Origin of the sequence: Streptomyces herbicida (genome assembly GCF_032656585.1) — a bacterium.
In the GTDB taxonomy this organism is placed as follows: domain Bacteria; phylum Actinomycetota; class Actinomycetes; order Streptomycetales; family Streptomycetaceae; genus Streptomyces; species Streptomyces herbicida.
The window spans coordinates 275078-300307 of record NZ_JAUYWJ010000013.1; the positions used below are offsets into that span (position 1 = coordinate 275078).

Below are 25230 nucleotides of genomic sequence, written 5' to 3' on the forward strand. Positions count from 1 at the left end.
CCTGACCAAGGTCAAGGGCGTGGAGCACTGCCCGCGCGGCATCGTGCAGGCCTTCCGTACCGGCAAGAAAGCTGGCGCCGACGCCGGACCCAAGGGCCGCCCCAGGGCAGCGGGGACATGGTGCCGCGCGACGAGATCTCCGCCCGGGTGGGCGACCTGCTCGACGAGGACCCGGCGGTGACCCTCGCAAGGGTCCAGGAGCACCTCGGCCATGTCCTACGCCGCGGCCGCGCGTGCCCTTCCCCGGCTGCGCGGGGAGCGGATCGCCGACCTGCTGGAGACCGAACCGGACCTGACCCCCGAGGAAGCCGACGGCGACGTCCTCGCTGCGGCCGTGGCGCTGAGCGGATCCGGCACGCCTGCCCTCGTGTGGGACGAACGCTACGGCTGGCGCACCGCCGTCAGCCGGCGCCACCCGATCGGCAAGGAGTCCGGTACCCCGCCGCAGGGCGAAGGCATTCGCTACCTCAGCGAGCACCAGCAGCCCGAACCCGCCCAGCTGCTGGCCGCACTCACCGACGCCAGGCGCGGCTTGAAGCACCCCAAGAGTGTTCACCGGGCCGGAGGCACCCTGCACGGCTGAACCCAGGACCAACAAGAAGTCCTGCCCCGTACCGCGCGTACGACGCAATGAGGACGGGATGGGAGGAGGCAGCGTTGGACCTGGTGTCCATGTCTGCCGGCCGCGCATCCGAAGAGGGAGCGTGGACGTGGCCGCCTAGCAGTGTGCAGGGACATCGACTTGGAAGCCAGTGATCGTTTCATCCTGAAGTGGCCGGCGCTCCCGTGGTGGCGAGGGACCCAAGGAGGCGGACGCTTCGCGCGTCAGTCAGTCACTTGTAGATCTTGCCGGGCTCGGCCTTGGCCGGAGCGAGCAGCTGGGAGACGGTCACGAAGGTGTAGCCCTGCTTGCTGAGCGCCTTCAGGATGGAAGGCATGGCCGGCACGGTGCCCTTGTGCAGCGGGTGGAGAAGGATGATCCCGTCGCGGCCGGCGCCCGCGAGCACGCGCTTGGTGATCAGCGCGGTGTCGTTGGTCTCGTAGTCCTTCGCGGTCACCGTCCACAGCACCTGCGCCATCCCCATTTCTTTCGAGACCTTGGAGACGCGGTCGTCGGTGCGGCCCTGGGGCGGGCGCATCAGCGTCGGCTCGCTGCCGGTGATGCTGGAGATGGCCCGTGCCGTGCGGCGCAGCTCGTCGCGGATCTGCGCATCAGAGACATCGGTCAGCACCGCGTGCGTCCAGGTGTGGTCCCCAATCTCGTGGCCCTCTTTGGCGATCCGCCGCACCACATCCGGGAACTTGTGGATGCGCCGGCCCTCAAGGAAGAACGTCGACGGTGCCTTGTACTCCTTCAGGAGGTCCATCAGTCGGTCGGTGGGTTCGCCCGGGTTGCCGTCGAAGGTGAGAGCGATGCACTTGACCTTCCGGCAGTCCACCTGTCCCGACGGTACGACTGCTCCAGACGCGGCCCGGTCACGTTCCTCGCCTGGGGAGAGCGTTTCCATCTTGTTCGCCTGGATGACCATGACGACGGTCACCGTCACGACCGCCACCACGGCCAGGGTCAGGAGTATGAGTAGGCGAGGCCGCCTCTTCAGGATCTTCATCCCAAGGAGAAGATTTCAGCGCCGGAAGGGTTGCCCAGCGGCCCCGATAGTGACGCAGGACACGTGTGTGCAGCGCGTTTCACGTGAGCTGCGGCGCCACCTCGGCTGCGATCCGCTCCAGCGCTTCTCCGACGTGCTCGGCCGCCGACGGTGGCGCTGGTGTGCCTCGCGCCGGGCAACGGCCCGCTGCTGCGGCCGCCGCCAGGCGGGCCACCTCGGCTTCCGCCTCCGCGAGTTCCTTGCGCAGCTGCTCGACCCGGTCCGCCAGCACGACCCGCCGCTGAATCACCCCCGTCAGCACCGCGGCCACCCTCCGCCCCCCTCTTCCGCCCCGTGAACTCCCTTGAACAGGCAGCCTGATCGCTTTGCTGCTGTTCGCGTGTCTACGACGTCCTGATCGAACGCTCTCGACAGGTTCAACGGCGGTGCGGTGCCGGTTCGTTCCCGAAACGGATGTGGCGTTTCACCCGGCCTGTTGGCCTGTCGCAGTACCCCGCAGCCGCCCCATACTCCAGAACCTGACGAACCAACAGGTGAAGGAGCACGGTGAACGCAGCGGCGGCGGCAGGGACCTGGAAGCTCGGGGACCTGGAGGTGAACCGCGTCGGCTACGGCGCGATGCGGCTGACCGGCAACGGCATGATGGGGAACTCCGACGGCACTCCGATCGACCGCGATGGCGCCGTCCGGCTGCTGCACAGGGCGTTCGAGCAGGGTGTCAACCACATCGACACGGCGGCCTTCTACTTCTCGCCGACGCGCTCCGCGAACGAGCTCATCAACCGGGCCCTCGCGTCCTGGCGCGACGACGTGGTCGTGGCGACCAAGGTCGGCCCGGGGCGCGATCCTTCCGGCGAGTGGCTCTCCATGGCCCGCCCCGACCAGCTGCGCGGCCAGGTCGAGGAGAATCTGCGCCAGCTCGGCCGGGATCACCTGGACGTGGTGAACCTGCGCAGCGACGGCATGGATTCGATCGCCGAGCACTTCGGCGCCCTCGCCGAGCTGCGCGCGGCGGGACTGGTCCGGCACCTCGGGCTCTCCAACGTCCGGCCGCAGCACGTCGCCGAGGCCCGGGCGATCGCGCCCGTGGTCTGCGTGCAGAACTCCTACGGCCTGGACTGGCGCCGCGCCGACGAGAGCGGGCTGGTGGACCTGTGCCGGGAGCAGAGCATCGGCTTCGTCCCGTTCTTCGCCATCTCCGGTCTGCGGCGCGAGGCGGCCCCTGCCCAGGAGCAGGACGCTCGAGTCCGCACGGTCGCCCGCGCCCACGATGCGACGCTCGCCCAGATACGGCTCGCCTGGACCCTCCACCGGGGACCCCACGTCCTGGCCATACCCGGCACCACCAACCCGGCCCACCTCGCCGAAAACATCGCCGCCGGCGCCCTTCGCCTGACCGAGGAGGAGCTGGCCCTCCTCGACCAGCCGAGCGAGGCCGACGCCTGAGCGCGCCGGTGTCCGGAGCCCGGCCGCACAGGCAGAAAGCGTTTCGTCACCTGGTGGGAGGTCCAGCCGGGGTGCTGCAGGCGCGCATCGGGGCAGGGCTCGTCAGCGGGCCAGCAGCCATACCAGTGCGTTCAGCGCAGCGGTACAGGCGAGCAGGACGCACGCGGTTGCGGCGTGCCGCTGCAGCAGAGTCCGGCGCAGGGAGCGGTAGCGGGTCTCGTATTCGCCGCGCAGACGCCCGGCCCGGTCGGCAGTCGCCTGGAGGGCCTGGCGGGTCAGGCCAAGGCGTTGCTCGATGTAGTGGAGGGTGAGGTCTTCGGCCTGTCCGGTGGTGAGCCAGGGCAGGCGGGCGCACAGGGCTTCGGCCTCACGCCGGGCTTGCTCTCGTTCGGCGTGCACGAGGAGGTAGCCCTCGACGTCGTTGGCGATCGAGCGGGTCCGACCGCCCCGTGGGCCGCCAGGGCGGCTCGTCGACGTCACCGGTGGCCGCCTTCCGGCTCGATCGCGTCACGCTTGCCGATGTTCGCCGCGTATTCGAGCTCAGCTACCTCGGGGTGATGCAGGTCGAACGCCGGCGATTCGCTGCGGATCCGCGGCAGGGTGAGGAAGTTGTGGCGCGGCGGCGGGCAGGAGGTGGCCCACTCCAGGGAACGGCCGTAGCCCCACGGGTCGTCGACGCCGACCGGCTTGCCGTACTTGGCCGTCTTCCACACGTTGTAGAGGAACGGCAGGACCGACAGGCCGAGCAGGAACGAACTGATCGTCGAGATCGTGTTCAGCGTGGTGAAGCCGTCGGGCGCGAGGTAGTCCGCATAGCGACGCGGCATGCCTTCGGCGCCCAGCCAGTGCTGCACCAGGAAGGTTCCGTGGAAGCCGGTGAACAGGGTCCAGAAACACATCTTGCCCAGACGCTCGTCCAGCATCTTGCCGGTGAACTTGGGCCACCAGAAGTGGAAGCCGGAGAACATCGCGAACACGACCGTCCCGAAGACCACGTAGTGGAAGTGGGCCACCACGAAGTACGAGTCGGAGACGTGGAAGTCCATCGGCGGCGACGCCAGGATGACACCGGTCAGGCCACCGAACAGGAATGTGACGAGGAAGCCGGTGGCCCACAGCATCGGGGTCTCGAAGGACACCGAGCCCTTCCACATGGTGCCGATCCAGTTGAAGAACTTCACACCGGTCGGCACCGCGATCAGGAAGGTCATGAAGGAGAAGAACGGCAACAGCACGGCACCGGTGACGAACATGTGGTGGGCCCACACCGTCACGGACAGCCCGGCGATCGCGATGGTCGCAGCCACCAGACCCAAGTAGCCGAAGATCGGCTTGCGGGAGAAGACCGGGATGACCTCGGTGACGATGCCGAAGAACGGCAGGGCGATGATGTACACCTCGGGGTGGCCGAAAAACCAGAAAAGGTGCTGCCACAGGATCGGGCCGCCGTTGGCCGCATCGTAGACGTGGGCACCGAACTTGCGATCCGCCTCCAGGGCGAACAGTGCGGCCGCGAGGACCGGGAAGGCGAGCAGCACCAGGACAGCGGTGAGCAGCACGTTCCAGGTGAAGATCGGCATGCGGAACATGGTCATGCCCGGCGCGCGCATGCAGATGATCGTGGTGATGAAGTTGACCGCGCCGAGGATGGTGCCGAAGCCGGAGAAGGCCAGACCCATGATCCACATGTCGGAGCCGATGCCGGGTGAGCGGACCGCGTCGGACAGCGGCGTGTACGCGAACCAGCCGAAGTCGGCCGCGCCGTCCGGGGTGAGGAAACCACCGACGGCGATGGAGGAGCCGAACAGGTAGAGCCAGTAGGCGAACATGTTCAGCCGCGGGAACGCGACGTCGGGCGCGCCGATCTGCAGCGGCATGATCCAGTTCGTGAAGCCGGCGAACAGGGGGGTCGCGAACATCAGCAGCATCACGGTGCCGTGCATCGTGAACGCCTGGTTGTACTGCTCACTGGAGAGGAACTGGATGCCCGGGCGGGCCAGCTCGGCACGCATGAGCAGCGCCATCACGCCGCCGATGAGGAAGAATGCGAACGACGTTGTCAGATACAGCGTGCCGATCGTCTTGTGGTCGGTGGTCGTCAGCCACTTCACCACGACATTGCCGGGCTGCCGGGGCCGCAGCGGGATCTCGTTCGCGTACGAGCCTTCAGCTACCGCGCCGCCGTGGGGTTCGTTGAGAATGCTCACAAGCCGTGTGTCTCCCGATGCTCGCGGTCCGCTCATGCCTGACGCCGGTTACCGGCATCCTCGCCGTGCCGGGGTTCAGGGCCGAAGCCCGCAGCGGTCGACGCAGGGCCAACCGGATGACAGGTGCGCACGAACGGAGCAGCATGGGCGCGCTCGGACGTACCCCAGGTCTGCGGCCGGCCTGCTGCGCGGCGGGTGACGGGGCCGTTCGGATGCGTCGCTGCGCGCTCGCTGCAGCACCGCAACTGGCCGGGCAGCGGGCGAAGCACCGTCTGACAAGGGCGCTGCCTGCGCTTGCCCGTGCTGCGGGCCCACTGCTCCTGCCATGACGTCGACGACGAGCTTGCCGCAGCCCAAGCCACTGTGCTGCGCGCCGGGACGTGACCGCCCGGCGATGTCGGGCGGTGCCCGGGACTGACTGCGGTCCCGAAGGCACGGGCGAGTCCCAGTAACGCACAGCGAGCCGGGGTGTGACAGGCGGGATCCGTAACGGGTGCGTGGCCGGGCGTGGCCGGGTCAGTGGGTGCGGGTCGGGTGTCGGGATCACGGCATGTCGGCTCTGTTCTCGTCAGGTCGGTGCTGCCGTGGTGCAGCAGGTCGAAGGCGACGAAGTGTGCCGGCCACTGGCCGGCCAGCTGAGTGGCGGCTGCCCCGCGCCGCCCGAGGCGCTGTTGCAGCCGCTCGAAGGCCAGACGGGCCCTCTTGCCACACGACCAGCTCGCCGTCGAGCCCCGTGTCCGACGGCAGCTGTACGGCAGCCGACGCGATCTCTGGGAACGTGGCGGTCATGTCGGAGCCGCGCCGTGAGCGCAGGAGTACCCGCCCACTCGCATACCGGGGAGCTGTGCCCGGTAGCCGTCCTTCTCCAGACTTTGATATGTCTCATGAGACATCAGCTCGCTGTCTGGGCCACTTCAAAACTGGCGCATGATCGGCAAGCAGCTCAATATCGCCGAGGCCCGCCACCGCCTGGCCCGGCGGATCTTCTTCGGCCAGCGCGGCGAACTGCGCCAGCACTACCGCAAGGGCATGGTGGACCAGCCCTTTTTCCGCCCCGCGCAGGCCGGCCGCCGACCGCTGCGCCAACCGTCGGCCGATGAAAACGCCAGCGAGGCGAAGCGGAGCGTTGCCCAGGGCAGACAGTTCACGTTTCGTAGCGGCCATGGTGCGCGCGTGAGAGGGCGGCGGCGCCCTGGCAGGCGATGGTGGCGGCATCGTCGGCGTACTGGGGGATGTCGTCGGGCCATTTCGAGGTCGGCTGGAGGATCAGCAGCGAGACGGCACCGTGCAGGCACGCGCAGATGGCTCGGGTCAGCGCCGTCGCATCGCCGTGGAGCACGCCGGCGTCGGCGCATCGCTGCACCGTTTCCCGCAGGAATCGGAAGCAGGCGTCGGCGACCTGCTCAGTGGCGGCTGTCGCGGGTCCGGTCGCGACCAGGCGGTAGCGCAGGGGATGGTCGAGCCCGAACCTGATGTAGGCGACACTGCGCTGGTGGAGTTCGGCGAACGGGTCGGTGGTCTGGGCGCTGATGCTCAGCATCCGTCGGCCGAGCTCGTCCCAGACCCCGAGGCACACGGTGTGCAGCAGTTCCAGTCGGTTGTCGAAGTGCAGATATACCGAGGGGGTGCTGACCCCGACAGCCTGTGCCACCGCACGGATGGTCACGCCGTCCTCGCCGGCGTCGTCGAGCAGCGTGCCGGCTGCTTCGATGAGCTCGTCCCTCAGTCGGCCGCCGTGGCCTCGCTTGGCGCGACTGCGCCGACGGCCTTCGGTTGTGCTGGCGCGGCCGTCGGCCGTGGTCTGGCCGGGTCCCTTAGTCATGGCGCCTCCGGAGGGCGACGAGTTGAGTGACGCGGACGCAGAGCCGGTCTTTGTCATCCCTGATGTCGATTTCCACGGCGACCGTTGACTTGCCGACGTGCAGCGGGCGGGAGGTCGCGAAGGCGCCGGTGCCGTGTACGGGCCGCAGGAAGTGGGTGGTGGATTCCATGGTCGCGGGGACGGTGTCGGCGGTCCCGTTCAGCGTGGCGCACACGGCGCCGGCTACATCGGCCAGCCCCATCAGTGCCCCGCCGTGCATCGCGGCGCCGACGGTGGACTGCTCGGGCGTGTAGGCGAGTTGCGCGGTGACAGCGTCGGCCTTGAGGGATGCGAAGCGTATCCCGAGCGTCCTGGCGAACGGCGCCAAGGTGTAGACGTCTTGCGCGGTGATGGTCATCGCGGCCCCTCAGGTTGTCGCCGTTAAGTTAACGGTGACATGTTATGTGGACGTCACGGTTCGCGTCCACGCCTGTGGCGCGAGGTTGCAGGGCTGTGCAGCCTTCCGGTGCCGATCGGAGGCGTGCTGAGAGACGCCGAGCTATCACTCGGATGAGACAACTTCAAGGAGCTACGCGGACAGCCCGGCCGTTTCGTCACCCGGAACGAAGCTGCCCCAGATGAAAACGAAGCTGCCCCAGATGAATGGGTCAGATCTTCAGCGACGAGGTCCCTGCCACGGCCATCCTCGACCGCCTCCTGCACCACTGCGGTGTCATCAGCATCAACGGCCCCAGCTACCGGCTGGCTCCGATGTTGCCGGGCTTGCCGTGGCCCTTCCGAACGTGTCGAGCTGTCTCCCGCGACCTGGCGGCTACCCGGATAGGGGGGACCATGGAATCGGACACAGGCTGCAGCCTGAAGCCAGCGTGAACCGGGCGTCGGGGCCGCATGTCGCGCTGGCCGGCGGAGGGAGTGCCTGGGATGAGGACAGCCGACCTCTTCGGTGCCGAAGGCGACCAGCCGGGCCCTGGGCCGCCGCAGCGCAGTGGGCTGCTGGATCTGCTCAGTGTCGCGGCGGTGCTGCTGGATGCCGAGGGGCGGATCGTGCTGTGGAGCCCGCAGGCCGAGGAACTGTCCGGCTACACCTCGCAGGAGGCGCTGGGCCAGGACGCGGCGCGGCTGCTGGTCGATGAGCAGCACCTGGACCTGATGATCAGGCTGTTCACCCAGGTGATGCGGACGGGCCGGGGAGGGGCAGGCGCCTTTCCTGTCCGGCACAAAGACGGCAGTACTCGGCTGGTGGAGTTCCGCAACATGCGGCTGCTGGACGAATGCGGTGCCTTCTATGCCCTGGGCATCGCCACCGACGAGGCATTCCTGCGCCAGGTGGAACGGGACGTGGCCCTGTCCACGCGGCTGGTCTCGCAGTCCCCGATCGGGGTGGCCGTCCTGGACACCGACTTGCGGTACGTGGCCGTCAACCCGGCGCTGGCGCAGATCAACGGCGTCCGAGCCGAAGACCACCTTGGGCGACCAGTCCGCGAGGCCCTGCCTTTCCTGGACGTCGATGCGATCGAGGCCGCGCTGCTGCAAGTCCTTATGTCCGGAGAGCCCCTGATCGATCAGCACAGCGTGGGACGCACTCCCGCCGACCCCGACAACGATCACGCATGGTCGGTCTCCTACTACCGGCTCGACGGTCCCGGCGGGCGGGTACTCGGGGTAGCCGTCCTGTTGGTGGATGTCACCGATCGCCACCGTGCCCGGCAGCGCTTGGCACTGATCGCCGACGGCTCCGCCCGTATCGGCACCACCTTGGATGTGGGACAGACCGCTCGCGAACTGGCCGACGTCGCCGTCCCCGAGCTCGCCGACGTGGCGGCGGTGGACGTGCTGGACTCTGTCCTGGCCGACCGCCCCCCGACGGGTCCCGGCGCCGGCCGGGCACTCTTTCGTGCCCTCGCAGTGAAGGCCGCGTACCCGACTGAGGCCGTCCGTGCCGCCGACCCTCCCGGCCACCTCGCCAGCTACGGCGCGCAGCGCCTGGCCACTCAATGCGTGCGGACCGGCCGCGCCCTCCTGGTACCCCACGTCGGCGAGCGGGACCTGGCCCGCATCGCCCGTGACGCCGAGGCCGCCGCCATCCTGGCCCGTGCCGGAATCCACAGCTATCTCCTGACACCCCTGATCGCCCGCGGCGAGGTGCTCGGCACCCTGGGCCTCACCCGCGCCCGCAACTCGGTGCCCTTCGACAACGACGACCTCACCCTGGCCGGTGAGCTGGCCGATCGAGCCGCGGTGTGCATCGACAATGCCCGTCTGTACCAACGCGCACGCAACACCGCTGTGACCCTCCAGCGAAGCCTCCTGCCGGACCTCCCACCGCACCAGGCGGGCCTGGAGGTCGCCTCCCGATATCGGCCCGCCGGAACGACCATCGAAGTCGGAGGCGACTGGTTCGATGTCCTCCCCCTCGTGGAAGACAAGACCGCGCTGGTCGTGGGCGACGTGATGGGCAGCGGCATAAGCGCCGCCACCACCATGGGACGCCTGCGCACCGCCACCTCCACCCTGGCTAACCTTGACCTCCCACCGACCGAGGTGCTGCACCACCTCGACAAGATCACCGCAGACCTGGAGCAGTACGCCACCTGCGCCTACGCCGTCTACGACCCGCACCGCGCCCTGTGCCACATCGCTGTCGCCGGACACCTGCCCCCCGTGCTGATGCGCGCGGGCGAGCCCCCCGAACTGCTCGATCTCCCCACCGGCGCACCCCTCGGGGTCGGCGGTGTCGCCTTCGAAGTCACCGCCTTCGGCCTAGCCCCCGGCGACCAACTGGTCCTCTACACCGATGGTTTGGTCGAGACCCGCCACCACGCCATCGACGAGCGCCTGGAACTCCTGCTCCAACTGCTCCACAGACCCGACCGGTCCTCGGAGGAAACCTGCGACCGGCTCCTGGACGTCCTGCGCGATCCGGACGACCACGACGACGTCGCCGTACTCATCGCCCGAGCCCGACGCTGGCCCCGTCCTTAGACGGTGTCTCACGTGGCGATCTTGGAGAGCTTCTTGTAGCAGGTCATGACTGCGGCGAGCCCGAGAAAGGCGAGGAAGTGACCGCCCTTGCGTTCATAGCGGACGGTCAGACGGCGGTATCCGAAGAGCCAGGAGATCGACCTCTCGATCTTCCATCGATGCCTTCCGAGGCGTTCGGAGGACTCCACGCCTGGACGGGCGATCCGTGGAGTGATATTGCGTTCGCGTAGCCACGCCAGGTTGTCGGCGGAGTGGTACGCCTTGTCGGCCCGGACCTTGTTGGGGTGTCGCCGACGGGGGCCGCGGCGTGAGCGGACAGCTGGGATCCCGAGGATGAGCGGGCGAAGCGCTTGGACGTCGTCAACTTTCGCGGCGGACGCCCCGACGGCCACGGGCAGCCCCTGCGCCTCGGCCAGAACATGCAGCTTGCTGCCCGCTTTGCCTCGGTCGACCGGATTCGGCCCCGTCAACGGACCCCCTTTTCGCGCGCACCGAGGCGGCATCGACGATCACGGAGCTCCAGTCGAGTCCGCCACGGGCTTCGATTTCGTCCAGAACCACGCGGTGCAGCCGACGCCACACACCGGATGCGGTCCAGACGGAGAACCTCCGGTGAGCCGTCGCCGGCGACACTCCGAACGTCGGTGGCAGATACCGCCACGCGCACCAGCTGGTCAGCACGTACACGACGGCCGGGAACACGGCACGTTGGTCGATCGGCGCGGTATCACCGCCCTGCGGGCGCGAGCGGAAGGACGGCAGTACCGGCTCGACCATCGCCCATAGATCATCCGGCACGGGCCGCTGCGACAGATCCCCACCCATGACGATCATGATGCCGCTGCCGGGTAGCCCCTGGCGGCGGCCTATGCAGGCGTTGGGCCGGGTGCCCCCGCGACCTCAGGATGGGTGCATGGCCACTCTTCCCATCGACCCGCGCCCGCTGAACGCCGACGAGCGCGCAGTGCTTGAGCACATCCTGTCGGCGGAGTTCGTCGGCGCGTCGCAACTGCGGAGTCAGCTGGACCGCACCGAGGTGATCGCCGTCTGGGGGCCCGACTCCGTGAGCGTCGACCTGCAGGTCCACGAACCTTGCGAGCATGCAGCCCTGCCGGAAGCGCTCGTACCTGTAGACGGGCAAGTCCATGACCCGTCCGGCGCCTACGTCGGCGAGATCCTCGTGTGGACGGACCGGGGCGCCACGCTCGCAGCCCTGGAGTTCGCCTGGGTAACCGACGAGATGCCCGCGTCTCTCCCGGCCATTGTGGACGGTCGGCTCAGCTGGCCAGCCTGAGGCTGTCCCCACCCTGAGCGCCCACGGCCCTGCAACGGACAAGATCGCCACGTGAGACACCGTCTTAGAGATCGTCTCAACTGGCCACTCTGGGTGCCCAGGATCACCAGGGTCGGGTCCTCTCATCGCCGGTTCCTCTCCCGCACCTGGCAGCGCAGGAGTTCATGGATCTGCTGGTCGGTGCCGTCGTCCCGCCAGGCGGCGAAGTAGTAGTACGTCGCGCTCTTCGGCGGCAGGTCGTTGGGCAGGAGAGCCCACTGACAGCCGGTCCGGGACTGATAGAGGATCGAGTTCACGATCTCCCGCATCGAGTAGCGGCCCTGGTGGCCGCTGACGGAACGGTGCCGGTTCTTCCAGGCCGTGAGCACCGGCTCGATCAACGCCCATTGCTCGTCCGTCAAGTCGCTCTGGTACGGCTTGCGTTCACTCACCCCACCGATCCCAGCAGGCCACCGGCATCGGACCGGCACGTTCCGCCTCTGTCCACACCATCAGGCGACACCAGAATGGCTCATATACTCACGAACCGCCCACTGACCTGTACTCCGGGTTGCTCAGCGCACGCACCGGCAGCCAGGCCCAACTCCATGCTATCCGCTCTGTGCTCGACGCCTCCGCGCAAGAACATCGTCGAACTGACCCCAAGGGCCGGGACCGAGAAGGCGCGCCGAGAGGCGGAGCGCCGTTTCCTCGCCTCGCTGGACGAGGAGACGGCTGCATCACTCGTACGGGCCCTGCAGGCGCTGGTGCTCACGGTGTGACCGTGTAGGTCTGCACGTCGAAGGTATGCCCCAGCGAGTCGGTCGGCGCGACCGTCACCGAGGTCCCCTGCACGGTCACCTTCAGGAAGTGGTAAACCTGCGCGTCGTCGGTCGGCACCGTGCCGGCCCCGCAGGCCGAGCCACGATTGCGGCTGTAGGACCAGCCGATTCCGTAGGCGTCGGTGGCCGAGCAGCCGTTCTCACCCACGGAGTGCACATCGGCGCCGCCGCCCCCGGTGACATACGAGACGATCCGGCCGGGGCCGGCGCTGTTGCGCTGGTAGAGGTGCGAGTGGCCGTTGAAGACGAGGTCCACACCGCCGCGGAGCAGGGTCTGCTCGACATTCGAGAGGAAGGCGTCGCTGGGCTCGCTCGCGCTGTCGGAGCGCAGCGGGAAGTGGAAGAACGCGAACTTCGGCCCGCTCGGATGGGCGGCCAGATCGGCCTTCAGCCACTCATACTCGGCCACCCCGTCCCGCCAGTGGGCGTGTGCGTCCTGCTCGTAGATCGCACAGTGCGACCCGCACGAACCGCCCGTGGCGTCACCGGTGTTGGAGTTCCCCCAGGCCGCGTCCAACATGTAGAAGCGAGCGCCGCCCGTGGTGAAGGCGTAGTACGACGTCGGATAGCTGGTCGCGCTCGAGTTCAGATACGACGGGTAGTCGACCATGCCCCACACCCCGCCCGACGCGGCCGCCAGCGCCGACTGCTTCCACACCGACAGATAGGTGGCCGTCATGCTGTGGTTGCCGACCGTGCCGATGAGCGGGATGCGCATGCCGGGCTGCGTCCAGTACGACGGCCCGAACCACGAACTCACCTGCGCGCCCGTCTGGTTGAGGTCGCCGTACTGCGTCTGCGAGGTGCCTGGATGGGTGTTGTCGCCGGTCTGGACGACGAAGCGAGCCCCGCTGGACGCGATCTGGCTCATCACGTTCGCTTGGTTCACGTTCAGGGAACCGTCGTCGACCCCGGCGTTCGTGGTCTCGCCGGTGTCGCCGAGCACGTCGAAGGTGAAGGGGGCGGTGGAGGTCGCCGAGTCGGGGGTGGTGAAGCTCGGTGTCGCCAGGGTGGTGAGCAGGTCGGTGCCGGAGGCGGTGTACACGCGGTAGCAGTAGCCGGTATTCGCGCTCAGGCCCGTCAGTGCCACCGAGTTGGCGTACTCGCGGGTGGTGCCGACGGTGATGGGGCTGCCCAGGGTCGCCGAAGTCGCTGTAGTGGCGGCGCAGTTGCCGATCGGACCGTAGCGCACCGACCCGCGGCTCTGTGTGGTGGTCGCCCAGCTCACCTGGACCGATGTCGTCGTGGCGTCCGAGAGATACGGCGCACGCGTCAACTGAGTGTCTGCGCCCGGGAGATCGGCGTGGGCAGCGGGCGCGAACGACAGCGCCGTACCTGCCCCAAGGGCGAGGGCCGATACGGCGCTGCGTAGGTTCTTGAGCTTCTTGGGCGTGCCTCTTCTGGTCATGTTCTTCCTTCCCTTCTCCTTCTGATCCCCCGCAACCGGGTCAGGCCGGTGACCGCGCCCACCAGCAGCAGCGCGCTGCCGGCGAGGCGCAGCAGGCCCGGCCAGTAGTCGAGGGGGTCATGGCGGGCGGCTCGCGAGGGATGTACCGAGGGGGCGGCCGAGGCGGGGACGTTCCGCAGCCGGCGCAGGGCGTCGAGTGCCTGTGTGCCGTGCTCCACCGAGGGTTCCACATGTGAGTTCTCGCTGAACTCGTTCCAGCTGATCAGTCCGAGCACATCCGGGCGCGAGGCCATGGCGGCCGCGTACTCGGTGCGGAGTGTCCGGCCACCGTGGCGGGGGACGGCCTTCGTGCCGCCCACCAGTCGGGCGTCGAAGCCCGGCGCGAACGGTGCCATCCAGTAACCCTTCGCCCGGTGCACAGTGTCGGCCATGTCTCGGAGCTTGGTCTCATGACGGTCGTTGGTGTCCGGATTCACCGACGACCAGTAGTAGGCGTCCCCGTCGGTGACTTGGGCCAGCCTGCGGATCCCCGTCGGGTTTTTCTCCGTGTCGAGCACCAGCATCTGCTTGCGCACAGGTCCGGTGATCCGCGCGACGTCCGCGGCCGAATACTCCCAGGTGCCGCTGAACACGGTGAGCGGTTTGCCGCCGAGCCGGAAGAACGCCGGGTGGTAGGCGTAACGGTCGTGCAGGAGACGGAAGTCGGCCGCGACCCGGGCGGTCTCCAACGGTCGCCGGTGGAAGTCGAGTCCCTGATAGATGACCGCCACCTTGAAGTTCCGTTCCTGTGCCACGTCCAACAGCAGCTGCAGACGGCGGTTGTTGGCGGCACCGGATTTCCAGCTCACCACGAAGCCATCGATCCCCGCGGACCGTGCCCAGTCGATGTGCGTACGGATCACGGAGGCGTCGTCGCTCGAATAGCGGCCCAGGCGCGGGTAGTCGGTCTTCGCCCGCTGCCACGAGGACTCCTCGAACCATTGGTAGTAGTAGGCGAGCAGCGGCACTCGCCGCCCCTCCATCGAGGTGGCGGAGGCCGGGAACAACCCGGCCAGCACCAGCGCCAACCCGGCCAGCAGTCCGGCTCTCCTCACCCTTCACCACCCCGCTGTCTGCGCAGTCTTCGCCCGATCACCAGCAGTCCGGCGGTCAACAGGGCCAACACCCCTACCACCACGGCGAGATCGGCGCGGCTGACGACCCGTACCTGCACACTCTGTGTCTGCGACAGCCGGATCTGCCGGGTCGCGCGCAGTCCCTGACTGCCCGTCACTTCGACCTCATACTGCCCGTGGGGCAGGTCCCGCAGTGTCGCCGACCGGTCCGCGCCGAACGGCACCTCACGTACCGACCCGTCCGGCAGCCTGATCCGTGCGGTCCGCCCCGCCGCCGATCCGAACACCGCATCGCGCGCCGAGACCGTCAGATCGTGGAACGGCGTGACGAAGGCGACCTCACGATCCAATGCAGGCCGAAAACGCTGGCGCCCCGCGTCCACCGTGTTCGCCCCGTAGGCGTCCGCCGACTGAAGGGCATAGCCGACCGTCCGCGAGGTCAGCACGCTCTTGCGGTACACGGGCAACAGCCCGTCCAGCCACACCGGTCGGCCCACGGGCAGCCGCTGGGTGTCCCCGGTATCGCTGCGCACGCTCAGATACGGCACCCGGTCCCGGGGTACCGCCCTCCCTTCCTGGTCCACACAGCGCACGGTCACCCGGTACCGCGCGGTGAAAGCCGCCGTCACCGTGTAGTCCGCCCGGAGCGGCAGCCCCTCGACCGTACGCCTGAACGCCTGGTCGGGGTCGCGCTGCCCGGCCCACCGTGCAAAGGTGAACTGTCTCTGTGGTGAGGTCAGTCCGGCGTCGTCGACGGACAGGGTGTGTCCGGCGAAATCGTGCGCGCCGGTGAACTGCGCCGTGCCGTCCGCGCCGGTTGTGGCCGTCTGTCCGTCGAACAGGAAGCGGACACCGGCGAGTTGGGGTGTGGTCCGCACGGTGACGGTGACGGGCGTCGCCGCGGCGGCCCGCGTCGGAGCCAGGCCCGCCAGGACGACCCCGGAGAACACCAACAGCCTCACGATGTACGCCATTTCGGCCACACCGCCCCCCACATCAACCCGGCCACCACCGCCGACGCCACGCCGTACACCGTGTACACGGGCGCGGGCGACGGGCGCCGCGCCACAGGAAGGGCCGCCGCTCGGGCATCGGCGGGAATGAGTTCCGCCTGTCGTGGGGGCGCCCCGAAGTCGAAGGCGTCGGCAAGACTGTGTGCCCCGGTCGTACGCCCGCCGAGCGGCCGCAGCCCCCAGTTCTCGACCACGAATCGCAGCGCACTGGCCGCCTCGAACTGCCCGTGCTGCACGCCGCCTTGCGGTGCGTACGGACTGACCAGCACTGCGGGCACGCGCAGCCCCCGGCCGGACGGCGGCTTCACATGGTCGTACCAGCCGCCGGAACCATCGTATGACCACAACAGGGCGCACGAGGACCAGTAGTGACTGACCATCAGCTGAGAGGTCAGCTCTCGCGCCAAGCGCTGTCCGGCTGGTACCGAGCGTGCCGACCGCTCGCCCGCGCCCGACGACGCGATGTACGCCACCGCCGGCAGCGTCCCGCGCTCCAGGTCCCGGTAGTACTCGCCGAGGTCGGCGATGTGCGAGTTGAGCTTCGGGCCGTCTGCGAAGCGCGGGATGTCGAGGAGCGGGACGCGTACGGTCTGGGTCGTGAGGGCGTCGGACGAGCGGTAGGTCTGCTTCGGGTCGTAGTTCTGGACATAGAACTTCCAGCTGACACCGGCCTGTTGGAGCCGGTCGAAGATCGTGGGGCCTTTCAGGTCCGAGGTGCCCGCCACCCAATGGGCGCGGTTGGTGCGGGTGCCGTCCAGGGAGGAGGCGAAGAAGTGGTCGAAGAGTTCGTAGCGGTCCGCCGCGTTCCAGTAGAAGGGCAGGTCGCGGCGGTCGTAGTAGCCCATCGCCACCCGCCCGTCCCGGCCTTGCCGCTCGAAGGCAAAGACGAAGGAGTCCATCCGCCCGCCGTCGAACTGCCGCTGCACCAGGCGGGGTCCGGCACCGGGGGAGACCGGTCCCGAGCCGTGCAGCGGGTACGGTGCGACGGCGCCGGCGGCCGGGTGCGCAGGATCGACCTCCTGTCGGTCCCCCTGCGTCAGACCGTCGACACCCGGATAGGTGCCGAAGTAGTGGTCGAAGGTGCGGTCGCCCTGCATGAGATAGACAAGGTGCTCAATGGGCGTACGGGTACGTGGAGTTGACGCCGTAGCCGGTCCGGCGCCCGCCAGCAGGAGGAGCAACGCGACGAGCACAACCCTCATGACGGCCTCACTCGGTAGATCACGACCACCTTCACCCCGCTCGCATTGCGCGCCGTGAACACGGCATGCCCGTGGTAATGCTTCACCAGTTCCGCCAATTTGCCGGTGAAGAACTGCGTACGGCGGGCTGTGTACGCGTCCCACACCAGGTACTGGAAGTCGCCGTCCCGCAGCGCCCGGTCCGGATTCGGGACCGCGCGGTAGCTGGGGTTGCGGCGGGCCGGATCGGGCGAGACGGACAGCGCGGAGACCGGACGCAGACCGTAGTACTGCACCACGTTGGCCATCGACGGCCCGATGGCCAGCAGCCGCGCACCCTCCGGCGCGTACGTCCGCACCCATTGCCCGGCCTCCCGCCCGCCCGGCAGTCCGCCGGTCCCGGCCAGGAACCGGGTGCTTGTCTGGGGTTGGATGCGCACCCAGGACGGAAGGGCCAACGAGCCCACCACCAGCCAGATCGCCGCGGCAGCCGCGAGGCGCTGCGCCCGCACCACGCGCGGGAACGAGGTGAGCGTCCGTCCGGCCAGCACCGCGAACACCGGTGCCGCGGGCAGCAGATACTGGAAGCCCTTCACCGGCCACACCGTGAAGAACAGCGCGGGCACGACCACCCAGCACACCAGCAGCCGCTCCCGCCAGGTGTTCTCGCGCCGCAGCCACACCAGCCCCGCGACGGCCGCCACGACCACCAACGGGCCGACGGCCCACGGAACTTCACGGCCGTAGAAGTAATAAGGATGGTTGGCGCGGCGGAACATCTGCCACAGCAGATAGCTGCCACCCGTTCGCGCATGCCCGGCAAGCAACTGCGACAGTGGATGCGCGAGGGCCACCACCCCGACCACCCCGAGCGCGGGCAGCAGGTGCCACCAGCGGGTGCGCACGGCCGGGGTCAGCGCGAAGAACGCGTAGAGCGATCCCAGGAGGACGATCGACGTCTCCTTGGCCAGGACCGTGAACCCGAGCATGCCACCGGCCGCCCACAGCCAGCGCGGGGCAGGGGATTCCGCGTACCGCACGACGCAGTACAGCGCCCCGGTCGCGCACAGCGTCATCGGTCCGTCGAGGAGCACCTGTCGGCTGACGACGACGTGGTACGGCATCACGGCCAGCAGCAGCGCGCCGACGAGCGCGGCCCGCCGCCCGTACAGCCTGCGCCCCAGCCCGTACGTCAGTGCCACCGTCACCACCCCGAGCAGCGCCGGCACCACACGCGCCGCCCAGTCGCTCTCGTGGATGCGCAGCGCGAGCGAGACCAGCGACTGGAACAGCACCGGGTGAGCCCTGAACACCGGGAAGAGCGACCCCAGTCGGCCGTCCCCGGCGAGCGAGGCCGCCGTACCCGTGTACACCGCCTCGTCGCTGTTGAACCCGGTCGCGGTCAGCTGCCACAGTCGCAGGAACGCCGCGACGAGAAGGATCAGGACCAGTGGCACCACGGCCCGTACCCCGGCGCCGGAGGGGGCCGGCGCCGGGGCGGTACGGGATGCTCCCGAGGGGAGCACGGAGCGGTCGGTCATGCGGCCGAGCTGGGCTGCAGGCCCCACCGGGGCCAAGCCTCGGCGCTGCTCACCGGCGGCCGTTGGCCCTCGCCCGCCAGCAGCCGCGGGATCTCGTCGGCCCACCCGAAGCGGTCCGACGCGATCACCCGCGTACGGACCCCGGAGAGGAATCCGGCGAGTATCTCCCGCTCACGGGCGCGCAGTTGGACGTGGTCGAGACCGTCGATGTACAGGGCGGGCGCGAGATGGCGGTACGGCGGGAAACCGTACGCGTCCTCGGTATTGACCAGCATCCGTTCCAGGGCCACGTCGGCATCGAGGTCGTACAGATCCGGCGCCCCGCGCTCGATCACGAACAGGTCCCTCACCTCGGTGCTTGACCCGAGCCGGCACGGCACGAGCCGGTCGACGTTGTACTTCGGCGGCGGCACCAGGATCTGCGTGAGCGCGTTGATGCCCATGATGGGCAGGTTGAATCGGGACAGCATGAGCGCGATCGACCGGCCGCCCTTGCTGTGCAGCCTCGACTGGATGTTGAGCCGCCTCCACTCCTTCCTCGTGAGGTCCTCGGCCTGCACGGCACGCAGCGTGTGCGCACTGATGGTGAGCGGCTTCGGGAAGCACACGGCCAGCCCGGTCGCGTCGACGACGGTCATGTCGTCCGACAGGAACCGCCCGCCGTGCTCGCGCAGCAGCCGCAGCACGGTCGCCGTCTTGCCGGTGTCCGTGAGCGCCGACAACATCACGCCCCGTCCGTCCAGTTCGATGCAGGCGGAGTGCAGCAGCATCCGCCCGCGCGAGATCAGCACGAACCGCAGCAGCGCCTCGACCACGTTCGTGTACACCACATGCGGCGAGCGGGCGAGCAGCGGGCCGACCTCGACGGTGATCGGCGGGCCCAGCCGGACCCGGAAGTTGGCGCCGAAGCGGCCCAGATGCTCCTCGTAGCGCAGCGCTGCCGACGCGCTGCGGTCCTCGGTCAGCTTGGCCCGCCCCCGCGGCCTGCGCCTCCCGACGTCCCCGACCCGTACAGCGATGTCCACGTCCGCGTCCGGAATCCACTGCGCGCGGAAGAACTCCAGCTCGGGCAGTCGGATCTGGGAGCCGATGGTGACGGTGCCGGCGACGTCGTAGCGATACGGCAGGTACACGGACCGCTTCTTGCTCACGGGCGGCACCGGAGAGTCCGTGTCGACCAGCATCTTCACGGGATCGCGCCGCTGGACCTGCTTCTCGCCGCCGCTGTAGATCATGCGGTCGCTGATGAGGAAGCGCAGGAGGAAGAGCAGCACGAGGGTGAGCGCGTTGGCGGTGAGCACGCCCATGCCGGCGATCACCAGCCACTGCAGCAGGGGCAGCCGGGCGACGAGCAGCAGGTTGTTCATGGCGAAGAAGCGGCCGGCGCGCCCGTACCAGGTGCCCTTGCGCTGACCGTTCCGGTAGACGGCGGCATCGGTGAGCACGAAGTTCCAGGTGGTGGAGAACTGGGTCGCCAGTGCCGCCCCGACCAGGTGGTGCACCCCGAGCACATTGAAGAACAGCCATAGCGCGGTCGTGTTGACGGCGATCCCGGACGCTCCTACGAGCCCGAAGGCGGTCATGCGGATCAGCTGCCGCTGCCCGCCGGCCACCCCCCGACGCAGCCGCGCGACATGCCGTACGAAGGCGAGGCCTTCCCTGACCGAGGCCTTGGACCGGCCCGCCTCCCGGGGGCCGAAGGTGTAGGCGACCTCGGCGACGCGGGCCGCCGGATGCCGTACCAGGATCTCCAGGAGGATCTTGAAGCCGACGGGCCGTAGCCGGTCCGTGTCGATCGCGTCCCGGCGGAAGGCGAACAACCCGCTGAGCGGATCGCTGACGGTGGCTAGGCGGCGCGGAAAGGCGGCCTTGACCAGGCGGGTTGCGGACGACGAGGTGGCCTGTCGGCCGGCGCCCGAGAGCCCCTCGGACTGACCGGTGCCGGCGTACCGGGTGCCGACGGCGATGTCGACGCCCTCCCGCATCGCGGTCCTGGCCAGCAGGGCGGCCGCCTGCGGCGGATGCTGGAGATCGGCGTCCATGACCAGCACCCAGGCGCCGCGCGCGGCCCGGGTCCCCGCCACGACGGCACCGGACAGCCCGCCGCCGCGCAGGCCCTGCGGCCGGTGCAGGAGCCGGACCGGCACGGGAGATGCCGGGGCGACGGCGGCGATCTCGTCGACCGTGCCGTCGTCGCTGTCGTCCACGAACAGAATCTCGGCCCCGAGCGCGGCGACCGCGGGGCCGAGCCGGTTCAGCAGCAGCGGGATACTCTCCTGCTCGTCGCGGGTCGGCACGAGGACGGTCAGCCGGGGCGCGGCGCCGTCGCCGTCACCCCCGCCGAGTTCCCTGCCAGCCGTAGGCGTGCCCTCCTGGGCAGCCGTACGGGAATGGATCATGTGCGTCATGGAGTCCCCCCAGAACGCGTGCCGTCGGCTCAGCGGCGCGACGGACACCGAGACCGCCCGAGGACACGGGCGGAGGAGCGAGCGGTGACCCTCGCGGACGTACGGTCTCGACGCGGCGCGGGGAGGTGCGGGACGTGCCAGAGGTACGGAAGGACGTACCGGCTCCACGGTCAGGAGCGGATGCCAGAGGCTAGCAGCGGGCTCGCGCAGTTCGCCCGGGATTCGCCTCGAACAAGCTGCCAGTTAGCCTGATGTTTACGTGCTTCGCTCGCTTGCGTCACATCTGTGTAGGCCTGCACCATCCGTCCCGGTCAAACGTAGGCAGATATACGCCTTGATTACGTAGAGGTGAAAGTCTCCGCATTCTTCACAGACGCTCTGCTGAACCTGTGATTCCGCGACAAGCATGGCCCTCATGTCTTCCGACGGACCGAACAGCGCCGCTCCCACGGCGGCCCGGGACCACATCGCAACCCTCATGGATGCGATGCGCGCGGTTCTCGCCCTGATCGATGACGTGGAAGCGCTCAGAGTCGAGAACCGCCAGCTCAAAGAGGCCGTGGAGGCCCGCTCCGTGATCGAGCGCGCCAAGGGCATGCTCATGGCCCGCCGCGGCTGCGACGAGGCCACCGCCTTCCAACTGCTCGTCACCCTCGCCCGCAAAGAGCAGCGCAAGGTGCGCGCGATCGCCGCGGACTTCGCGGACGACGCAGGGGCGCATCCGCTCACTTGACAACCGGGAGGTGGCGGAATCCGACCCCTGTATCTAGCCGTTCCATCACCAGTGGTGGCGCGTCTGTGCCGGCCGCAGGTGCGCCGCGGCCGGCTCTCCCTCAGGTGGATATGCAGGTGAACGGCACGTGATCCCGTCCGCGTTACATGATCTTTGCTCCTGGCCAACGGCGAAACACGGCGCTTGCCCGGGCTTGCGGCGAACGTGGACGGCCGGACCCTCACGGGCCTGGGACTCGATCCCAGAGCCGAACAGCTCTTCCTGTCCGGCACAGCGACCACGGACGAGGTGGTCGAGGTCGGTGACCGGCTGCTGGCCGTCAGCCAGCGCCGGCGCCTTGATCATCGCCGGTATCGGCTTCGCCGGGTTCCTGCGCGGCGGTCCGGGCGCTGGCGATCAAGAGGGGCTTCGGGGACTTCTCCTATGTCTTCCCGGTCGGCATCGACGCGGGCTGAGGCTGATCCCTTGGAGTGGACACCCTGAGTGGGACGCCAGGCTCCGTACCCGAGTGTTCGACGATCTCGCCCAGCCCGACACCCGCGCGATCGAGGACGGGTCTCGCCGGAGCTTCTCGCCGTCGTCTCCCACCCCTGGCCAGCCCGGGGCGAACACACGGTGCCCCGTGGCGGCATAGCGGTCGATCCACCGCGTTGGCGCAGATGTCCACGCTCGCCTGCGGCAATGCGGGCGACAGTGGCCGCGTCACCGGCTTCCTGCGAGGATGCCCCGGCGTTAGGGCCGGGGAGGAATCGGACTCCTGCGGAGCAGGGCAAAGGTAGCCGGATCGCCGTCAGGCGATCCGGCGTCCACTCCACGCCGGGTGAGGGAGCCCGGAAGGATCAAGAGCTCTCAACTGTCAGTCCTTCCGGGTAGGTTCGGGTGCATGACGACGGAAGCGATCACGGACGGGGCCGAGCATGCCCGGTACACCTTCCGTGTGCGTCTGTCGTCCACGGCCCGGCGTCAGCTCGAAGCCGAGTGGGACCGGTGCCGGTGGATCTGGAATGAGTGCGTCGCGAAGTCCAAGCAGACGCACCAGCGAGCCAAGTCCACGGGGGAGAAGCTGACCTGTGGTCCGGCTCAGCTCGACAAGATGCTGACCGAGGCCCGCAGGGTGACGCCCTGGCTCGCGGCAGGGGCGTCCGTGCCGCAGCAGCAGGTGATACGCGACTTCGCCAAATCGCGGGCGAAGGCGCTGAAGGACATCATGGACCGGCTTCCGATGCTCCGCCGGGCGGGCATGCCGTGCTGGAAGCGCAAGCGGGATGCCCGGCCGTCCTTGAATTACACCCGGCGCGGCTTCCGGCTGAAGGATGGCCGTCTGTACCTGGCGGGGAACGTCGTCGTGACGGTGGTGTGGTCGCGGGAGCTGCCCGGGCACCCGTCCAGCGTGCGCGTGTACCAAGACACGCTCGGGCACTGGTACGCCTCCTTCGTCGCTACCGCAATCGTTGAGCCGCTGCCCGAAACCGGCAGGGCACCATGACAAGCACAGTGCCGCGGCGACCAGACCGGCCGGGCCTGCTTCGGCAGTCGAGGGTGAGCTGCCCCCGCTTCGCCCGAGCCCGTGTCAGGTGGTCTTGATCTGGCCTCCATCAATGACGAATTCGCCACCGGTGATGTTGCCGGCGCGCGGGGAGGCCAGGAAGACAGCGAGGTCGGCCACCTCCTGAGGTTCGGTGATCCGCCCGGTCGAGATGCCCATCTGCTGGGGCACGACCTCATCCAAGGCCTCCTTCGCCGTACCGCCTGCACCGGCCGCGACGATGTCGGCGAAGGCGCCGGGGGCGGTCCAGAACGGGGTGCGTACGGGGCCCGGAGCAACGGCGTTGACGCGGACACCGCGGGGGGCGAACTCCTCCGACAAAGCCTTGGTGAGGTTACTCAGGGCGGCTTTGGCTGCCGAGTAGTCCACCACCATGGGGAAGGGCAGTCGGGCGTTGATGGAGCTGATGTTGACGATCGCCCCATCGCCGTGAGCCAGCAAGTGCGGCAACGACGCACGGCTGGCGCGCACCGCACTCAAGAACGTCATATTGAGGGCACGTACCCATGCTGCGTCATCGACGTCGAGGAAGCCGGAGCGTGGGCTGGTGGCGCCAACGTTGTTGACCAGCACATCGATCCTGCCGTGCCGGGCCGCCGCCTCCCGGATCAGCGCGTCGGCACCGTCGGCGTCGGCCAGATCGACCTGATGAAAGGCGACGTCGAACCGCTGGCGCAAGGCGGCCAGCTCAGGTGTCTCCGTGCGGCTGCCAACAACGACACGTGCGCCTTCACGGCCGAATGCCTCGGCGACGGCCAGGCCGATGCCCTTGCTGCCTCCAGTAACGACGGCGACCTTGTCCGTGAGGTTCAGCTCCACCAGAATCTCCTCCGCGGCATACTTCAACACCATAGAATCAACCCAAACCGGATGCTTTGAGTGAGTATCGGGCCTACATTCGGCACAGGTGTCCATCGCCACGCAGCGGCCGCTGAGGAATGCTGCGCACCAGCGTCCGAGCCAGGGACGTCCCCGTCGTCGAGCACCTCGCCCGGCACGCCACCAAGCCCGAGGCGACCGGGTACGGCAAGACCGATATCCGCTTCGGATACCAGCTGCTGGACCGGCGGCTTCAAGACCACCAGCGGCACCGACAGCACCGTGGACGGGACCGTCGGGATGCGTCAGTGACCTTGTGTAAGTCCTTGGGCTTCAGTCGGTGTTGAGTCGGTCCTCGAAGAAGAGTGAGAACTGGTTCAGCGCCTTCTTCCAGTGTGCCGCGACGTGGTTGATGTCGCGGGTCTTGGGGTTGATCAGCTCCCGGACGGCGAGGTAGAGCACCTTGAGAACCGCCTGCTCGGAGGGGAAGTGCCCCCGGTTGCGGGTGGCCTTCCGTAGCCGGGCGTTGATCGACTCGATCAGTGACCCTGATCCCGGTCGTGTCGGCGGCGGTTGAACGCTGGTCGGGTAGCCCGGGGGAATCGCACCCCCGGGCTACCCGACCGCTCGTTTGGCAGACCCGAGAACCTCCGGCTGTCCACAGCGGAACGGCAGGCGGCTGCCAGGAACGCAGAGCTCCAGCAGCGACTCCGCGACCAGGACGGCCATCTGCGTGTCGTCAGTGGCTTCGCCTGGGTCCCAGCCACCGCCTCCGCACATCTCGCCACCGGCACCAGGCGCGGGAAACCGCGCGGAGAATGCTCCCTGGGGACCGAACTCGAAGGGGCCGCCCAGGGCGTCACCCACCGCTGACCCGACGGCCGCGCCAGCGGCCCGCTGAATCCGCTTCATTCGCGCAGGCCATCTGTGCCGCGCCGACGGCCGCGCGGCGCAATTCCTTCTTCGGCCCCCCGAACCATCGGCAGCGAACGCGTCTCGTCTACGGAGGTGCGCCGCCTGCGACACCGTGGGTCTGAGACACCCGTGCAGATCACATAACGGCTTCGGACACCCAGGCGCACCAGGTGGGCCGGTCGGCGCCAGCGTCGCCCAGGTGTTTCTCGGCTGCGGTGAGAGCGCGCAGGACGGCGCGTCGTTCACTGTGGTCGCCTCGTGCGGCGAGGGTGCGGGCGAGGCGCACGGCAGGCCGGCAGGAATCCGCACCGTCGGACGGGTTGATCCGCGGCACGGTGTCCACATGTCGCATGAGCGGCCTGGTCTCCG

21 protein-coding genes and 7 pseudogenes are annotated in these 25230 nt (G+C 68.8%); 10 read left to right on the forward strand and 18 right to left on the reverse strand.

Annotation, left to right across the window (positions count from 1 at the left end; translation table 11 throughout):
* Nucleotides 1-211: 211 nt before the first annotated feature.
* Entirely contained in the window at nt 212-583 is a 372-nt protein-coding gene (locus tag Q8A52_RS27315; protein WP_316756169.1) for a DUF6292 family protein, read from the forward strand.
* 250 nt (nt 584-833) lie between these two features.
* Here the strand turns inward: Q8A52_RS27315 and Q8A52_RS27320 are convergent, their stop codons facing one another.
* Together Q8A52_RS27320 and Q8A52_RS27325 are read right to left on the reverse strand one after the other, a co-directional pair.
* Nucleotides 834-1610: a polysaccharide deacetylase family protein gene (locus tag Q8A52_RS27320; RefSeq protein WP_316756172.1), complete on the reverse strand. Its 777-nt coding sequence runs from the start codon at nt 1608-1610 to the stop codon at nt 834-836.
* 79 nt (nt 1611-1689) lie between these two features.
* Nucleotides 1690-1911 carry a hypothetical protein gene (locus Q8A52_RS27325; protein ID WP_316756174.1) on the reverse strand — a complete coding sequence of 74 codons (222 nt, stop codon included), beginning with the start codon at nt 1909-1911 and terminating at the stop codon, nt 1690-1692.
* A 245-nt stretch (nt 1912-2156) separates the two neighbouring features.
* On the opposite strand from Q8A52_RS27325, the gene Q8A52_RS27330 reads away from it, so the two are divergent.
* Nucleotides 2157-3056, forward strand: coding sequence for an aldo/keto reductase (locus tag Q8A52_RS27330; RefSeq protein ID WP_316756175.1), 900 nt, complete (start codon nt 2157-2159; stop codon nt 3054-3056).
* Nucleotides 3057-3158: 102 nt separating this feature from the next.
* Here Q8A52_RS27330 and Q8A52_RS27335 read toward each other — a convergent pair whose 3' ends face one another.
* Together Q8A52_RS27335 and ctaD are read right to left on the reverse strand one after the other, a co-directional pair.
* Entirely contained in the window at nt 3159-3536 is a 378-nt protein-coding gene (locus tag Q8A52_RS27335; RefSeq protein ID WP_316756176.1) for a hypothetical protein, read from the reverse strand.
* Complete coding sequence (gene ctaD / locus Q8A52_RS27340; protein ID WP_316756177.1) at nt 3533-5263, reverse strand: aa3-type cytochrome oxidase subunit I; 1731 nt, start codon at nt 5261-5263, stop codon at nt 3533-3535. Before ctaD ends, Q8A52_RS27335 begins: the two co-directional genes overlap by 4 nt.
* Nucleotides 5264-6190: 927 nt before the next feature.
* Between ctaD and Q8A52_RS49125 the strand changes: the two are divergent.
* Nucleotides 6191-6247, forward strand: a pseudogene (locus tag Q8A52_RS49125) (hypothetical protein); the annotation flags it as partial.
* A 160-nt stretch (nt 6248-6407) separates the two neighbouring features.
* Here Q8A52_RS49125 and Q8A52_RS27350 read toward each other — a convergent pair.
* Together Q8A52_RS27350 and Q8A52_RS27355 are read right to left on the reverse strand one after the other, a co-directional pair.
* Nucleotides 6408-7085, reverse strand: a complete 678-nt coding sequence (locus tag Q8A52_RS27350) for a TetR/AcrR family transcriptional regulator (protein WP_316756179.1) — start codon at nt 7083-7085, stop codon at nt 6408-6410.
* On the reverse strand, nt 7078-7482 hold the full coding sequence (locus Q8A52_RS27355; protein ID WP_316756180.1) for a PaaI family thioesterase: 405 nt from the start codon (nt 7480-7482) through the stop codon (nt 7078-7080). Before Q8A52_RS27355 ends, Q8A52_RS27350 begins: the two co-directional genes overlap by 8 nt.
* Nucleotides 7483-7730: 248 nt before the next feature.
* On the opposite strand from Q8A52_RS27355, the pseudogene Q8A52_RS27360 reads away from it, so the two are divergent.
* Nucleotides 7731-7955: pseudogene (locus tag Q8A52_RS27360) on the forward strand (ATP-binding protein); the annotation flags it as partial.
* 51 nt (nt 7956-8006) lie between these two features.
* Nucleotides 8007-10067 carry a SpoIIE family protein phosphatase gene (locus Q8A52_RS27365; protein ID WP_316756181.1) on the forward strand — a complete coding sequence of 687 codons (2061 nt, stop codon included), beginning with the start codon at nt 8007-8009 and terminating at the stop codon, nt 10065-10067.
* Between the two features lie 8 nt (nt 10068-10075).
* Here the strand turns inward: Q8A52_RS27365 and Q8A52_RS27370 are convergent.
* Nucleotides 10076-10892, reverse strand: a protein-coding gene (locus tag Q8A52_RS27370) for an IS5 family transposase (protein ID WP_408649255.1) whose coding sequence is annotated in 2 segments (ribosomal slippage) — nt 10076-10550 and nt 10549-10892 — 819 coding nt in all. Because the reading frame shifts where the segments join, the coding sequence is not laid out codon by codon here.
* Nucleotides 10893-10980: 88 nt separating this feature from the next.
* Here Q8A52_RS27370 and Q8A52_RS27375 point away from each other — a divergent pair.
* Complete coding sequence (locus Q8A52_RS27375; protein WP_316756184.1) at nt 10981-11361, forward strand: hypothetical protein; 381 nt, start codon at nt 10981-10983, stop codon at nt 11359-11361.
* Nucleotides 11362-11486: 125 nt separating this feature from the next.
* On the opposite strand, the pseudogene Q8A52_RS27380 reads toward Q8A52_RS27375, so the two are convergent.
* Nucleotides 11487-11792, reverse strand: a pseudogene (locus Q8A52_RS27380) (transposase); the annotation flags it as partial.
* Nucleotides 11793-11948: 156 nt separating this feature from the next.
* Between Q8A52_RS27380 and Q8A52_RS27385 the strand changes: the two are divergent.
* Nucleotides 11949-12122: a hypothetical protein gene (locus Q8A52_RS27385; protein ID WP_316756185.1), complete on the forward strand. Its 174-nt coding sequence runs from the start codon at nt 11949-11951 to the stop codon at nt 12120-12122.
* Here Q8A52_RS27385 and Q8A52_RS27390 read toward each other — a convergent pair.
* Genes Q8A52_RS27390 through Q8A52_RS27415 form a run of 6 tightly spaced genes read right to left on the reverse strand, consistent with a single transcriptional unit; the run spans nt 12112 to nt 20848 of the window.
* Entirely contained in the window at nt 12112-13590 is a 1479-nt protein-coding gene (locus Q8A52_RS27390) for a metallophosphoesterase family protein (protein WP_316756186.1), read from the reverse strand. The genes Q8A52_RS27385 and Q8A52_RS27390 overlap by 11 nt on opposite strands.
* A complete protein-coding gene (locus Q8A52_RS27395) occupies nt 13587-14684 on the reverse strand; it encodes an endo-1,3-alpha-glucanase family glycosylhydrolase (RefSeq protein WP_316756187.1) in 1098 nt (365 codons plus the stop codon). The genes Q8A52_RS27390 and Q8A52_RS27395 overlap by 4 nt, the downstream gene beginning before the upstream one ends.
* Nucleotides 14681-15679 (reverse strand): hypothetical protein, encoded by a 999-nt coding sequence (locus tag Q8A52_RS27400; protein WP_316756189.1) that lies wholly within the window; start codon nt 15677-15679, stop codon nt 14681-14683. Before Q8A52_RS27400 ends, Q8A52_RS27395 begins: the two co-directional genes overlap by 4 nt.
* Nucleotides 15664-16920 carry an alkaline phosphatase family protein gene (locus Q8A52_RS27405; RefSeq protein WP_316756191.1) on the reverse strand — a complete coding sequence of 419 codons (1257 nt, stop codon included), beginning with the start codon at nt 16918-16920 and terminating at the stop codon, nt 15664-15666. The genes Q8A52_RS27400 and Q8A52_RS27405 overlap by 16 nt, the downstream gene beginning before the upstream one ends.
* Nucleotides 16917-18440: an ArnT family glycosyltransferase gene (locus Q8A52_RS27410; protein WP_316756193.1), complete on the reverse strand. Its 1524-nt coding sequence runs from the start codon at nt 18438-18440 to the stop codon at nt 16917-16919. Before Q8A52_RS27410 ends, Q8A52_RS27405 begins: the two co-directional genes overlap by 4 nt.
* The gene (locus Q8A52_RS27415) at nt 18437-20848 is read right to left on the reverse strand and encodes a glycosyltransferase (protein WP_316756196.1); all 2412 of its coding nucleotides are present in this window, start codon (nt 20846-20848) and stop codon (nt 18437-18439) included. The genes Q8A52_RS27410 and Q8A52_RS27415 overlap by 4 nt, the downstream gene beginning before the upstream one ends.
* 415 nt (nt 20849-21263) lie before the next feature.
* On the opposite strand from Q8A52_RS27415, the gene Q8A52_RS27420 reads away from it, so the two are divergent.
* The 3 genes and pseudogenes from Q8A52_RS27420 to Q8A52_RS27430 form a co-directional block, all read left to right on the forward strand.
* Nucleotides 21264-21581, forward strand: a complete 318-nt coding sequence (locus Q8A52_RS27420; protein ID WP_316756197.1) for an ANTAR domain-containing protein — start codon at nt 21264-21266, stop codon at nt 21579-21581.
* A gap of 301 nt (nt 21582-21882) precedes the next feature.
* Nucleotides 21883-22033: pseudogene (locus Q8A52_RS27425) on the forward strand (DUF2637 domain-containing protein); the annotation flags it as partial.
* Between the two features lie 431 nt (nt 22034-22464).
* A pseudogene (locus Q8A52_RS27430) lies at nt 22465-23058 on the forward strand (RNA-guided endonuclease InsQ/TnpB family protein); the annotation flags it as partial.
* Between the two features lie 93 nt (nt 23059-23151).
* Here the strand turns inward: Q8A52_RS27430 and Q8A52_RS27435 are convergent.
* The 4 genes and pseudogenes from Q8A52_RS27435 to Q8A52_RS27450 form a co-directional block, all read right to left on the reverse strand.
* Nucleotides 23152-23946, reverse strand: coding sequence for an oxidoreductase (locus tag Q8A52_RS27435; RefSeq protein WP_316756198.1), 795 nt, complete (start codon nt 23944-23946; stop codon nt 23152-23154).
* 333 nt (nt 23947-24279) lie between these two features.
* Nucleotides 24280-24498 (reverse strand): annotated as a pseudogene (locus Q8A52_RS27440) (transposase); the annotation flags it as partial.
* Between the two features lie 144 nt (nt 24499-24642).
* Nucleotides 24643-24858, reverse strand: a pseudogene (locus Q8A52_RS27445) (ADP-ribosylglycohydrolase family protein); the annotation flags it as partial.
* Nucleotides 24859-24997: 139 nt separating this feature from the next.
* Nucleotides 24998-25213: a hypothetical protein gene (locus Q8A52_RS27450; protein ID WP_316756199.1), complete on the reverse strand. Its 216-nt coding sequence runs from the start codon at nt 25211-25213 to the stop codon at nt 24998-25000.
* Between the last annotated feature and the right edge of the window lie 17 nt (nt 25214-25230).

Coding starts and splice junctions, on each gene's coding strand:
- Q8A52_RS27315 (WP_316756169.1), top strand. CDS start 212: ATGTCCTACGCCGCGGCCGCGCGTGCCCTTCCCCGGCTGCGCGGGGAG.
- Q8A52_RS27320 (WP_316756172.1), bottom strand. CDS start 1,610: ATGAAGATCCTGAAGAGGCGGCCTCGCCTACTCATACTCCTGACCCTG.
- Q8A52_RS27350 (WP_316756179.1), bottom strand. CDS start 7,085: ATGACTAAGGGACCCGGCCAGACCACGGCCGACGGCCGCGCCAGCACA.
- Q8A52_RS27355 (WP_316756180.1), bottom strand. CDS start 7,482: ATGACCATCACCGCGCAAGACGTCTACACCTTGGCGCCGTTCGCCAGG.
- Q8A52_RS27365 (WP_316756181.1), top strand. CDS start 8,007: ATGAGGACAGCCGACCTCTTCGGTGCCGAAGGCGACCAGCCGGGCCCT.
- Q8A52_RS27375 (WP_316756184.1), top strand. CDS start 10,981: ATGGCCACTCTTCCCATCGACCCGCGCCCGCTGAACGCCGACGAGCGC.
- Q8A52_RS27385 (WP_316756185.1), top strand. CDS start 11,949: ATGCTATCCGCTCTGTGCTCGACGCCTCCGCGCAAGAACATCGTCGAA.
- Q8A52_RS27390 (WP_316756186.1), bottom strand. CDS start 13,590: ATGACCAGAAGAGGCACGCCCAAGAAGCTCAAGAACCTACGCAGCGCC.
- Q8A52_RS27400 (WP_316756189.1), bottom strand. CDS start 15,679: ATGGCGTACATCGTGAGGCTGTTGGTGTTCTCCGGGGTCGTCCTGGCG.
- Q8A52_RS27405 (WP_316756191.1), bottom strand. CDS start 16,920: ATGAGGGTTGTGCTCGTCGCGTTGCTCCTCCTGCTGGCGGGCGCCGGA.
- Q8A52_RS27410 (WP_316756193.1), bottom strand. CDS start 18,440: ATGACCGACCGCTCCGTGCTCCCCTCGGGAGCATCCCGTACCGCCCCG.
- Q8A52_RS27415 (WP_316756196.1), bottom strand. CDS start 20,848: ATGACGCACATGATCCATTCCCGTACGGCTGCCCAGGAGGGCACGCCT.
- Q8A52_RS27420 (WP_316756197.1), top strand. CDS start 21,264: ATGTCTTCCGACGGACCGAACAGCGCCGCTCCCACGGCGGCCCGGGAC.
- Q8A52_RS27450 (WP_316756199.1), bottom strand. CDS start 25,213: ATGCGACATGTGGACACCGTGCCGCGGATCAACCCGTCCGACGGTGCG.